The 13,052-nt window shown below is 57.4% G+C and carries 9 protein-coding genes; 6 read left to right on the forward strand and 3 right to left on the reverse strand.

Going from position 1 to position 13,052, the window contains the following annotated elements:
* Window positions 1-33 precede the first annotated feature (33 nt).
* A complete protein-coding gene (locus LL253_RS19385; protein ID WP_228228167.1) occupies window positions 34-1,527 on the forward strand; it encodes a hypothetical protein in 1,494 nt (497 codons plus the stop codon).
* Window positions 1,528-1,748: 221 nt separating this feature from the next.
* Here LL253_RS19385 and LL253_RS19390 read toward each other — a convergent pair whose 3' ends face one another.
* Entirely contained in the window at window positions 1,749-2,081 is a 333-nt protein-coding gene (locus tag LL253_RS19390; RefSeq protein WP_228228168.1) for a hypothetical protein, read from the reverse strand.
* A gap of 140 nt (window positions 2,082-2,221) precedes the next feature.
* Here LL253_RS19390 and LL253_RS19395 point away from each other — a divergent pair, with 140 nt between their 5' ends.
* From LL253_RS19395 to LL253_RS19410, 4 genes are all read left to right on the forward strand, one after another.
* Window positions 2,222-2,434 (forward strand): hypothetical protein, encoded by a 213-nt coding sequence (locus LL253_RS19395; RefSeq protein ID WP_228228169.1) that lies wholly within the window; start codon window positions 2,222-2,224, stop codon window positions 2,432-2,434.
* 60 nt (window positions 2,435-2,494) lie between these two features.
* Window positions 2,495-2,689: a hypothetical protein gene (locus LL253_RS19400; protein ID WP_228228170.1), complete on the forward strand. Its 195-nt coding sequence runs from the start codon at window positions 2,495-2,497 to the stop codon at window positions 2,687-2,689.
* 116 nt (window positions 2,690-2,805) lie between these two features.
* Window positions 2,806-7,656, forward strand: a complete 4,851-nt coding sequence (locus tag LL253_RS19405) for a DEAD/DEAH box helicase (protein ID WP_228228171.1) — start codon at window positions 2,806-2,808, stop codon at window positions 7,654-7,656.
* Complete coding sequence (locus LL253_RS19410; protein WP_228228172.1) at window positions 7,653-9,656, forward strand: ATP-binding protein; 2,004 nt, start codon at window positions 7,653-7,655, stop codon at window positions 9,654-9,656. Before LL253_RS19405 ends, LL253_RS19410 begins: the two co-directional genes overlap by 4 nt.
* Before the next feature lie 27 nt (window positions 9,657-9,683).
* Here the strand turns inward: LL253_RS19410 and LL253_RS19415 are convergent, their stop codons facing one another.
* Window positions 9,684-10,160, reverse strand: coding sequence for a hypothetical protein (locus tag LL253_RS19415; RefSeq protein WP_228228173.1), 477 nt, complete (start codon window positions 10,158-10,160; stop codon window positions 9,684-9,686).
* A 21-nt stretch (window positions 10,161-10,181) separates the two neighbouring features.
* Entirely contained in the window at window positions 10,182-10,742 is a 561-nt protein-coding gene (locus LL253_RS19420; RefSeq protein ID WP_228228174.1) for a hypothetical protein, read from the reverse strand.
* Window positions 10,743-10,864: 122 nt separating this feature from the next.
* On the opposite strand from LL253_RS19420, the gene LL253_RS19425 reads away from it, so the two are divergent.
* The gene (locus tag LL253_RS19425) at window positions 10,865-13,036 is read left to right on the forward strand and encodes a DNA-methyltransferase (protein WP_228228175.1); all 2,172 of its coding nucleotides are present in this window, start codon (window positions 10,865-10,867) and stop codon (window positions 13,034-13,036) included.
* Window positions 13,037-13,052 lie beyond the last annotated feature (16 nt).

Below are 13,052 nucleotides of genomic sequence, written 5' to 3' on the forward strand. Positions count from 1 at the left end.
GTATATTAAGCTCATAGATAAAGTGAGTTTAATATGAAGGTATTATTTGACGAGTCCCCCGCTGGCGCTGGAAAAACTCGCGACGCCATCCGGCGCATCGTGGCTTCGCCTTGCAAGACGCTTTTCATCACCGAGCGCACCAATGCTTTCTCCGAGTTAGAAGAACGGTTTCGCGCGGCTTCGCGAGAGGCGAACGCGGCCCTAACGATCCGCCAAGTCCATAGCGGCAATCACGGCGGTCGCGGTGTGATAAAGCGCATCTCCGAACTGCCCGACGAACACAGAGACAGCGAGCATGTGGTAGTTCTTGCCACCCACGAGGCCCTTCTTCGGAGCGATTTCAGCCGCTTCGGGGGCTGGCGGATTGTGATCGACGAGGTGCCCCGCTTCCTCGACTTTCAAGAAAAAAGCACCGCGCTGGACGCAGCCTTTTTCCAACAACATTATATTCTGCACCCAATAAACAACGACTGGAGCACGGTCGAGCCCACCCGTTCTGGTCGGGCTCTTACCGTTGCCGACGTTCGGAATGATCAGTCTCACGCCCACCTCGAAATCTTCCACGCTCGGGTGCTGGAAGCAGATCGCCCTACCGGCACCCGGAAGGTGATGTGCAACCTTCCCAAATGGTCGAGCATGAATGGCAGGAAGGTGAAATGGTGTTGGGCCAGCGTATTTTCGATGCGCGCACTTGCAGCCTTTGATCGCGTAGAGTTGCTGGGAAACCGTTTCTCTGACGACATTGGAAGCCGCATCACTGCTTCCATCGACAAAGAAACCGTCGAATGGGAACCGTTGCCACCCCCACGGGCCGAAGGCGATGTTCCCGCTAATCGCTCGGTCACCATTCACTATTTCAGCGACCGTCCATCAGCAAAAAACTGGTTTGCCGGTGAGAGCGGTCAAAATGTGTTGCGTGAAGTGGGGCGTCACCTTGCCAACGCTCTGCCGCCAGAGGCGATTTGGACGGCGAATGAGACCGCCGAGCAGAACAAGCCCTCACCAAAAGAACTGCTGGCGCTCGATGCTGCCTCATTCGTCAAACCCAAGCAAGCGGGAACCAACCGGTTTCGCAAACTGGATCACGCCGCAATAATCTACGCTGCCAAACCCTGCACCAATCTCCTATCTCTGCTGAAGTTGCTGGGCATTGATCCTCGTCTCTGGACGCGAAGCGTTGAGTTTGAGACCGTCCTTCAGTTCGCGACGCGGACCAGCGTCCGTGATGCTGACAGCAGCGCCCCTGTGTCGCTCTGGGTCTTCGATCGAGAACAAGCCTCCTATCTCAAAGACTACTTCGACGCCCAAAGGCATATCATGGTATCGGTCGAGCGTGTGCCTCTGGCGATTGCGATCCCGCCGAAAGGGAAAGTCGGCCGCCGACCGGTGGTGCGCACTCCCGCCGAGGAGGCGACGGTCAAGTCAGACAAACGGAGGCGCGATGCCGCACGGAAGAGGCAGAAGCGGATGCAAAAGCGGATGCAGCAGCAGATGCAAGCGCTGAACGTCTTGCCCCCGCCCGTCTAGATACCGCACGGATGGCTGCTTTGACGGCGAGGGCAACCTTTAGATCGTTAAGCTGATGAGCCACAGCGTCCAGCGCGCGCGGTTGACCCGGCTTATCGTCGGGCTGGCGGGCGCTGGCGCATAGGGGTCAGACAAGATGCCCGGTGGTTGGGCAGGAGCGCCTTCATCTGCGATGCTCGGCTCGCCGACGTTGGATGTCGATCCTATCAACGCCCGCCAACTTACACTCGAGGAAGTCGGGAAGCCCGATAGCAGCCTATGCCAAACCCGAGCAGCGGTAGAAAGATTGCCATGAAGAACGCCTGACCCGCGCCTTCATCTTTCAACATATCTTGGAATGAGAGCACCGCCACGGCGAAGAATCCAACGGCCCACTTCTTAATCGTGCGTGCCACCGCTCCGTCTCGTCCGTATTTCAGAACATAGGCCACTCGTTTGTCGTGTGCGCGTTGAGCGTCAGCTTCCTGACCTGCTTTGAACCTGACCCTGTCTTCATTGGCGCGCATACGATGCCATTCGGCTTGCTCGATAAAGCGCCTCGTTTTCTCGTCCATCATTTCCCCCTTTTACCGGTGGCTCGACGCCATGACCCGACCACGCCTGTCGGCGTCGTCGAGCCTTGCTTGTTAAGCGGTATCGGTTAAGATAACCGGTATCGGTTAAACGTCAAACGAGATCGGTTCGTGAGGGCTGGATGAAAGAAAGCGATACCGCTATTCGTGCTTATGTGACCAAGCCCAAGATATTCGACGAAGCGATCCATCTGCGTGCCCGCGAAGGCACGAAAGCGCGCATCGACGCTTTGCGCGGCACGATGAGGCAAGGTGATTTCATTCGCCTCCTCCTCGAAGAGGCTCTTGATCGCCGAGAAAAGGAAGCACGCGAGGGCCTGTCCGACAGCGAATGATTTCGCGTCTGCCGTGCCGGTGCCGTCCCGAGAACCCGTCTGGCCCCGCCTAAATATTGAATGGACGACTATTTTGACGACGAGGGCAACCTCTCACTATTCAAGCTGATGAGCCCCCACGACCCTGCGCGTGCTGCTGATCCAGCTACCCGTTCATTCAGATGGGCGCTGGCAGAACAAAGGTTGGCGCAGATGGCGGCAGAGGCGGAGGAGAGGGTTCGGGTTTTGAAGTGGCTCGGCTCACCGGAGTTCTAACTCGGTCCTATCATTGCCCCTAGCGGGGATAACCGGAGCAGCCACTCTCATCGTCGCTGACAGCGCGCTGGTCATTCGCTATCACCTGTCATAGTGTTGTTGGGGCGGGGTTTTCTGTGTCTTCTGCTATTCGTGATCTGCTGGAACGCTATCGCTCGGGTGCCAAGTCCGAGCGCGAAAAAGGCACGTATTTCGAGCGCTTATGCGTCGAGTTCCTCAAGCATGATCCCGAGATGGCGCAGCAATATGAGGATGCTTGGACCTTCCGCGAGTGGGCTGAAACCGCTGGGTGGAAGCAGACCGACACAGGTATCGACCTTGTAGCGAAGCTGCGCGATGATGGGGGCTTCTGCGCGGTCCAGTGCAAGTTCTATCGCGCCGACCACCATATCCAGAAATCGGATATCGATTCGTTCTTCACCGCGTCGGGCAAAGCCCCCTTCACCCGCCGCCTGATCATCGACACGACCGAGGTGGCGTGGAGCAAGAACGCCGAAGACGCCCTCGACGGCCAGAATATCTCGACCACCCGCATCAGCATGGAACGGCTTGAACAGAGCCCGATTGACTGGCGCACCTATCTGGCCGACGACCAGATCGTGCTCGCGCCCAAGAAGGAGGTGCGACAGCATCAGCGCGAGGCGCTGGAGGCTGTCCGCGAGGGGTTAGCGGAAGCTGATCGCGGTAAGCTCATCATGGCCTGCGGCACCGGCAAGACGTTCACCGGGCTGAAGATCGCAGAAGACCTCGCCGGTCCCGGCAAGTTTGTGCTGTTCCTCGTGCCATCTCTCGCCCTCATGAGCCAGACGGTGCGGGAGTGGTCGCTCGATACCACCACGCCGCTCCGGGCCTTCGCGGTCTGCTCCGACGCACAGGTGGGCAAGCGCAACAAGGGCAACGACGATATCGGCGACATCGACGTTCACGATCTCGCGCATCCCGCCACCACCGATCCGGCGAAGCTCGCCAACAAGGCGAAGGCACCCGCCCCGGACGAGATGACGGTGGTCTTCAGCACCTACCAGTCGATTCAGGTGATTTCGAACGCCCAGAAGCAGCACGGCTTCCCGGAGTTCGATCTCATCATCTGCGACGAGGCGCACCGCACGACCGGCGCGACGCTGGAAGGTGAGGACGAGAGCAACTTCGTCCGCATCCACAATCAGGATTTCATCGCGGGCAAGAAGCGCCTCTACATGACCGCGACGCCGCGCATCTTCGGTGACGCCGTGCGGTCGAAGGCGAAGGAGGTTTCCGCCGAGCTATGCTCCATGGACGACCCCGCGCTCTACGGCGAGACACTGTTCCAGCGCGGCTTCGGATGGGCGGTCCAGAATGACCTTCTCACCGACTACAAGGTGATCGTTCTCGCCGTCGATGAGGCGATGGTCAGCACCTCGATCCAAAACCGCCTCAAGGACGAGGACAACGCCCTCAAGCTCGACGACGCGACCAAGATCGTCGGATGCTACAAGGCTCTCACCAAGGCCGATCTCGCCGCCGACGTGGCGACCGACACCGGGCATATGCGCCGCGCGCTCGCCTTCTGTAAGGACATTGCTTCCTCCAAGCTGGTGCGTGACGAGTTCTCCGCTGTCGTGGAGGAATATCTCGCGTCAGCCGCCAGCGGTGATGAGGAGCCGCCCCTCGGCTGCGAGGTCCACCACGTCGATGGCACCTTCAATGCGAAAACGCGCACCCGTGAACTCGAATGGCTGAAGGCCGAGCACGAGGATCATAGCTGCCGCATCCTGTCGAACGCGCGCTGCCTGTCGGAAGGCGTGGACGTGCCCGCTCTCGACGCGATCATGTTCCTGCATCCTCGCAAGTCGCAGATCGATGTGGTCCAGTCGGTCGGTCGCGTCATGCGCCGCGCTCCCGGTAAGAAGATGGGCTACGTCATTCTGCCGGTCGGCATCCCCGCAGGGGTCGCGCCCGAGGAGGCGCTCAACAACAACGAGAAATACAAGGTCGTCTGGCAGATTCTGAACGCCCTGCGTGCTCATGACGAACGCTTCGACGCCACCATCAACAAGATGGATTTGGGTGTCGATGTCAGCGGCCAGATCGAGGTGATCGCGGTTTCCGACAAGCTGCCCACCAAGGCCAAGAAAAAGGCTGGCGGCATCGGCATCGGTCAAGGTGGCGGATCGACCGACAGTGGCGACCGCGATGGCAGCAGCGAGCCCACAGGCGGTGAGGACCAGCTTGCCTTCTCGCTCGACGAGTTCACCACCGCGATCCGCGCCAAGATCGTCAAGAAGTGCGGAAGGCGCGACTATTGGGAAGACTGGGCAGGTGATATCGCCAAGATTGCCCAGACCCATATCACCCGCATCACGGCGATAGTGCAACAGCCGGGATCGACCGAGCGCGCGGCGTTCGAACGCTTTCTTACCGAGATCAGGGACGACCTGAACGAGAGCATCAGCGAGAATGACGCGATTGAGATGCTGGCCCAGCACCTGATCACTCGCCCGGTCTTCGAGGCGCTGTTCGAGGGCTACAGCTTCACCAAGAACAACCCCGTCTCGGTCGCGATGGAAGAGGTTCTCACCGCGCTTGACGAGCAGAATCTCGGCAAGGAAGCCGAGTCACTTGAGCGCTTCTACGCCAGCGTGCGAGTGCGCGCTGCCGGGATCGACAATGCGGCGGGCAAGCAAAAAATCGTCGTCGAACTCTACGACAAGTTCTTCCGCAACGCCTTCCCCCGCATGACCGAGCGGCTCGGCATCGTCTATACGCCGGTCGAGGTGGTCGATTTCATCATCCACTCGGTGAACGAGGTGCTCAAGGCCGAGTTCGGGCAGACGCTGGGCAGCAAGGGCGTCCACATTCTCGATCCGTTCACCGGCACCGGCACCTTCATAACCCGCCTGCTCCAGTCAGGACTGATCGAGCCCGAGGAACTCGCGCACAAATACCAGCACGAAATCCACGCCAACGAGATCGTGCTGCTCGCCTACTACATCGCCGCCATCAACATTGAGGCGGTTTACCACTCGCTATCGGGCGGCGATTACCAGCCATTTGAAGGCATCTGCCTCACCGACACCTTCCAGCTATACGAGCAGGAACGTGACCTTATCAGCGATCTTATGCCGGATAACAGCAACCGTCGTGCTCGCCAAAAAGCGCTTGATATACGCGTTATTATAGGAAACCCACCTTACTCTGTCGGGCAGGACAGCGACAACCGAGATGCTGCAAACCTAACCTATCCCGTGCTGGATAAGCGTATTCAGAGCACTTACGTCGCGCGATCGACAGGGAATCCCCGTAGTCTCTATGATAGCTACATTAGGGCGATCCGCTGGGCTAGCGACCGGGTGGGCGACGCTGGAGTAGTTGGCTTCGTGTCAAACGCAGGCTGGCTCGAAGGGAAGGCGGCTGATGGGCTGCGCAAGTGCTTGGTGGATGAGTTCGCTAATATCTTCGTATTCCATCTCCGGGGCAATCAACGAACATCGGGCGAAAAGTCCCGACGCGAGGGCGGGAAAGTCTTTGGATCGGGTAGTCGCACTCCCGTGGCAATCACTTTGTTGGTTAAAAATCCTACCGCGCAGAGCTTGGGCAACATTCATTTTCATGACATAGGCGATTATCTATCGCGCGAAGAAAAGCTGAACAAAGTCGCCCACTTCGGCAGCATTGCGGGCATTTCAGATGCCGGTGAATGGCAACATATTGAGCCGGATCAACATGGAGATTGGCTCGGTCAAAGAGACAGCAGCTTTGAAGCCTTCCCTCCCGTCGGCGCAAAGCGTGGCGGCGCTTCTTTCACAATCTTTGAGAACTACAGCGCCGGTGTCAAAACCAATCGCGATGCATGGGCCTATAATGCGTCATCTGCGCTATTATCCCAAAACATGCGTAAGATGATAGACTTTTATAATGAATCTTTATCTAACCCCAATAGATCTGACATCAACGATGAATCAAAAATAAGCTGGTCATGGGTTCTTCGCGAGCGCTTTGCTAAAGGTAAGCAAGACTATTATAAAGAAGGTGCGATTACTAGAAGTATATATCGCCCATTCTCTGCGCAGATGCTCTACTATGATGGGTTTTTCAATGAGAACAGATATTTAACGCCTAGCATATTTCCGGATCATTCCGAAAGTAATATGGCAATCTATATGACAGGCCCAAGTGCGCCTAACTTCTCCGTGCTTATGATCGATGCTGTCCCCTGTCTCGATGTCATGTCCAAAGGTCAGTGTTTTCCTCGTTACCTCTTTAAACTGCAGACGAACAAAGCTCGATCGGTTCAACCTGAACTTATTGATGTCGATCACAGTGCCGACTCATGTGAACGTCAAGACGCCATCACCAATGCGGGGTTAGCGTATTTCCAGTCTGCCTATCCTCAAGAGCCAATCACCAAAGACGACCTGTTTTACTACACCTACGGGCTGCTCCACTCGCCGGATTACCGAGAGCGCTACGCCGACAACCTTTCGAAGGAGTTGCCGCGCATTCCTGCCGTGAAGGGCATCGAGAGCTTCCGTGCTTTCGTTGCAGCAGGGCGGAAGCTGGGTGAGCTTCACGTCGGCTATGAGAGCGTTGAGCCCTATCCGATCTCGATTGCGCAGGGCGATCTGCGCCTCGCGAACATCGACGATCCCGAGAGCTTCTACCGGGTCGAGCAGATGCGGTTCGCGGGCAAGCGCCCCAAGCTCGACAAGACCACGGTGATCTACAACGCCAACATTACCATGACTGGCATACCGCTCGACGCCTATGCGTATGTGGTGAACGGCAAGCCTGCACTGGAATGGGTGATGGAACGCCAGTGCGTGAAGACCGACAAGGCCAGCGGCATTGTCAACGACGCCAACCGCTACGCCATCGAGACTGTAGGCGATCCGGCCTATCCGTTGCTCCTTTTCCAGCGGGTAATCACCGTCAGCTTGGAGACAATGAAGATCGTCCGGTCGCTGCCGCCCCTTGGTGACCTTGCGTGAGCAACGTCAATATCAAACGACTCGTCGAAAACATTCGGTCGGGAACGAACAGCTACACGCCACTAGTCGAACTGGTGGTAAATGGCATCCAAGCGGTCGAGCAGAGGGGAGCCGGGGACGGCTTGGTCGAAATCGACGTGCTTCGCAACGGCCAGCCAGACCTCACCGACCGGCTCGAAGAGGTCGATGGGTTTGTGGTGAAGGATAATGGTGTTGGCTTCACCAAGCGCAATCGAGATGCGTTTGATACGCTCTACACCGATCTGAAAGCCGCTGACGGAGGTAAGGGTTTTGGGCGGTTCACCTGCTTGAAGTATTTCGAGCGCGTCAAGGTCAAGAGCACTTTTGCTGAAGACGGTTCGTTCTTCGACCGCTCCTTTCGGATGGGGCTCGGCAACGAAATCGTCGTCGATGAAAAGGTCGCTGCTTCCGATGCTACTGACACGGGATCAGAGGTTGAGATTTCGGGCATAAAATCCGTCAAGTTCCCGGATAAGGGCTTGGACGTTATCAGCAGGGTCGTGGTCGAACGCCTGTTGCCCTATTTCGTAGACAAGGAGCGTGTTTGTCCTCGCATCGTCATCCGGGACCATCGCTCGACGACACCCATCGCGCTCAACGATTACCTTGCTCGCGATAATACACAAATCATTGAGCTTGCAGTCGAAAATCCGACCTTCAGTTTCCCATCGACGGATGGCGATCGCACCTTCCATGTGAGGGTCTTCAAGTTCTTCGCCCCTAGGGCGAGCAAAAGCAAAGTGGCGCTGGTGGCGCACCGCCGTGAAGTCACCGAAAACCCTCTGCAAACATACATACCCGAGTTTGCGGAGGAGTTTTTTGAGCCTTCGCCAGATCAGGGCGACGCGAAGGGGCGCAACTTCGTCATCAAGGCGTATGTCTTTGGCGATTATCTCAACGAAAACGTGTCATTGGAGCGTGGTGAGTTTCGTTTCCAATCTGACTCGGACCTGCTGAACGGCATCTCACAGACGCAGATCGAGCAGCGCGCCGCCGAGATAGCGCAGTCGGCCGTTGGAGCGGAGATTTCCGAGCGGCGTCTGCGAAAAGACGCGCGGATTGCCAAGTATGTGGAAACGCAAGCCCCATGGCATCGCATTTTGAGCAAAGAGGTCGATTTTAGCGGTCTGCCGATGTCCCCCTCTCATCAGGAGATCGAAATATTCCTTCAGAAGAAGAAATATGAACGTGAAGTTTCGACAAGAACGCGTGTTTCTGCAATACTTAATGCGGATGAGGGGGACGATTTAGGCGATCAGATCAATAGTGTGATTGCTAGTATTTCTGAAACTAGCAAAAGCGATCTAATCCATTACGTCTCTATGAGACGTTGTGTGCTAGATTTATTTGGCAAAGCGCTGGAGCTTGGCCCAGATGGAAAGTATCGATCGGAGGGAGAAGTCCACGACATTATTTTCCCCAGACGAGCGGACTCCGATGGTCTCGATTATAACGACCACAATCTCTGGATGCTGGACGAGCGGCTCAACTTCGCCTCTTACGTGATCTCCGATAAGCCGACGGAGGCATCAAGTTTAGATCGCACGGACGTGACGGTCTTCAACCGCCCCGTCGTATTTCGCGCCGAGAACGAGCCCAGTAATCCAGTCACGATTTTCGAGTTCAAAAAACCGCAGCGGGACGACTTCGTAAACCCGTCCTCCAAGGAAGACCCGGTCAATCAAATAGTTCGCTATGTAAATCTGATCCGAAACGGTAAGGTGAGGAACAGCAAAGGGCGAGAAATCCGCGTCAGCGCTACTACCCCCTTCTACGGCTATATCGTCTGTGACCTCACGCCAAAGGTTAATGAGTGGCTGGAGTTTGAGCAGAACTTCACACCTATGGCTGACGGTATGGGTTGGTTCGACTGGAGAAAAAATATTCACCTCTACATGGAGGTTATTAGCTGGGATAAACTCCTACGCGACGCCGAGATGCGCAACAAAGTCTTCTTTCACAAGCTGGGGATTGACTGATTGCGGCCTGCGTGAGCACCTGTGGCATTAGGAATGGCGAACGGCCGCTTTCTCGGTGAGGCCGATTTTCATGGCCCCAACCGCCTCGCGGATCATCTCGTCGATTGTATCAGGACCGCCACCTTCCGGCGTAAGGTCCATCATGTGCATGGGCTGCTGATGGCGTCCGAAATAGCCCCACCCCGTGTTCTGCGAGAGACCACTCTCACGCCACTGACCGCTCATACCGGCACACCGCAAGCGCAGACCACGGGCCGATACATTGCGGGCAAGCCGCCACAGGGCAGCGACAAGTGATCCTGAATCTTCGCCTGTGATTTCCTCATCCTCACTCATGGTGACGGTGATGAAATAGCCCGCGAAAACGCGGCTGCTGCCGGTCTCGATGATGCCGAGTTGATAGCTGATGCGCTCCCGGTCTCCCTCGGGCCTCACCACGGTGCATTCACCTGTATCGCGCGCCACGTAGTGCCGCCAGTTCTTCGCCTGCTTTTCCATGGACATATTTATCGCGTTTGCGGCGCATCAGAAGAGCGAAAGCTGCTCCTCGGCGATCTCGGCGTCAGCCGTTTGCCGTGCCGTTCGCCGCTGTCGGCGGCCCGTTCGCACGACCGATTTCAGTTGGAGCCTTTCTGGGACCGGTCGATCCTCATAGGTCTGCCCACGCAAATCAGCGGCAAGTCGCAGTGCATCGCGAATGGCGGATGCCCGCTCATTCGTCGCTGTTTCTTCTTCGGTCGCAAGGGCCTTCCGCGCAGCAGGATCAGCATAGCCCATTTTGAACCTCACGATCGCCATTGCGATTTCGAACTCGCGTTCTGCCTCATCAATGAGACCGATGTGGATGTCGAACAGGCGACGCACTGATTCCGAACGCCATATCTTTTTCTGTCGTCGCGTGAGAATACCGTTTTCAGTGAGCCACCGCGCGTATGCGTCTTGAGACGGTTCTCCGGTGTCCGCATAAATCGGGAGTTCTCGACGCGCTTCCGCAAGCAGCGGAACGAAGCTCGCCGCCCATTCGGCGGTGGCAAGCCGCCTTTGTCTCAACCCGATGATTCTGCCGCGTTCGCGCTCTTCCTGCATCGGAAGGGTTTGAACTCGCCCACTAAATGTGAAGTTAACGACCACATCTAAACGTGAGGGCTGGAGACGAATCACTGCGAGGAGCGATATCTGGTCGGTCGCCCCAAACGACGAGGTGACGCATGACCCAACCGATCCACGATATCCTCACCCAACTTGGCGCGGCCATCACTGCGCAGCTTGATGCCGCCAATGACCGCGCCACTTCGGCTGAAAGCCAGTATCAGCGCCTTTTCGACGGGCTGCGGGCGCTGGTCAATCAGCCCGCCGCCAATCTTCCCGAGGCGGCGAATGACGCGGACGAGATCAGCGTCGAGGTTGTGGAGTATCCCAGCACGCCGCCTCGTGGCAGCACCACGACCACTCGCATTGCTATCCCTGATGATCTGTTCCTCGACGCCCTCTGCACCGAATGGCGGAGCGCGCATGCCATCCGCGCCGAGATGGCCTCCGAGGGACGGCAGGTTGCTTACGGCACGGTCTACAAGCGTCTTGCCAAGCTGGAGGTCGAGCTTCCCGACCTTATTGAGGCTGCCGATGCTCCTGTCCGCTGGCGGCTCCGTTCGCCTCGTTCCAAGCGCCGGCCCGACGATGCGATTGTCCTCGAAGCCACTACCGGTAGCACTCGCCGCGCGCGTGCTCGCGGGGCAATGCCGCCCGACGCGATCACCGACGTGCGCCAGCGTGTGGCCGATGCCCCGGCTCCTGTCGAGAAGTTCACGCCCGTGCTGCACCGGGGGGATTGCTTCGAAATCATGAAGTCCATGTCGGATGGTTCGGTCGATCTCATCCTTGCCGATCCGCCCTATGCGACCACCGGCCTCGCAATCGACCCTACTATCGATCTGGAGGCAATGTGGGCGGAGTATCGCCGCATCATCAAGCCGACCGGCACGATCATCCTTTTCGGCTCCCAGCCTTTCTCATCCAAGCTGGTTTGTGGCGCATTCGACCTGTTCAAGCAGAACCTCATCTGGATCAAGAATCGCGCCACTGGTAATATGTCTGCGAAGGATCGTCCGTTGAAGCAGCACGAGGATATTCTCGTCTTCAGTCTCGGGACTACGATTCAGAGGAGCCGGTCGGCTCGCCGCTACACCTACAATCCACTTGGACAGACCTCGGCGGGTATGAAGAAGGTCAGCGCCGCAAAGCAGACCAAGTATCTGCATGGCGTGAAGCACAATCCCGGTTTGGAATATGAGGGCACGACCAGCAATCCTCGCAGCACGCTTTATTGCCCCAAGGATGAGAGCCATCACCACGTCTTCCAGAAGCCGCTCGCCTTGCTGGAGTATCTGATCCGCACCTACTCCAATGAAGGCGACGTGGTGTTCGACAGCTTCATGGGCAGCGGAAGCACCTGCGTTGCGGCGTTGCGTTCCGGTCGGCGTTCCATCGGCGTCGAAATGACCGATGATTACTTCCTCACCGCGCAGGAACGTGTCGCTGCGACGGCCGATCAGGCCACGCCCGACGTGACGCCAATCGTCCCCCCGGTCGAAACTATTGCCAAATCGGCCAACGATAACGCCCATGCGCTGTTGCCCACGGCATCTTCGAACGAGGTCACCATCTATAACGGCGACTGCCTCGACACTATGCGGCGGATGCCGACCGGCTCGGTCGATCTGGTCTTTACTTCACCTCCCTACAACCTTGGTCGGTCGAGCGACGGGAAGGTTCGCGGTGTCGCAAGCAGCGGAAAGTGGAAGGGCATGGACTTGAGCAACGGATATGCCAGCTATGATGATGCCCGCGATCCCGCTGGGTATATCGAGTGGCAGAAGGACGTGCTGCGTGAGTGCTGGCGTTTGCTGGCCGACGATGGTGCGATCTACTACAATCATAAGCCGCGCGTTCAGAACGGCGTGCTCCAAACGCCTCTTGATCTCAATCCGGGTTTGCCCGTGCGGCAGATTGTCATCTGGGACCGGGGAAGCGGATTCAACTTCAACCAGTCTTTCTACCTTCCTTGCCATGAGTGGATCGTGATCTTCGCCAAGCCGGGATTCCGTCTGCGCTCCAAGGCGGCATCGGGAATGAAGGACGTGTGGAAGGTGAAGCACGAGCGCAACAACAGCCATCCTGCACCCTTTCCGGTTGAGCTTGCCGAGCGCGTGATCGAGACCACTTCTGCAAAAATCATCCTCGATCCGTTCATGGGTAGCGGTTCGACCGGAGTGGCAGCGCTGCAATGTGATCGGAAGTTCATCGGGATCGAGATCGACCACAGCTATTGCATGGATGCGGCGAGCCGAATGGGCTTGGAGGGAAAGTCGATGGCCGCTTAAAGCAATGGGAAAAAGG

Origin of the sequence: Sphingobium soli (genome assembly GCF_020782245.1) — a bacterium.
In the GTDB taxonomy this organism is placed as follows: Bacteria; Pseudomonadota; Alphaproteobacteria; order Sphingomonadales; family Sphingomonadaceae; genus Sphingobium; species Sphingobium soli.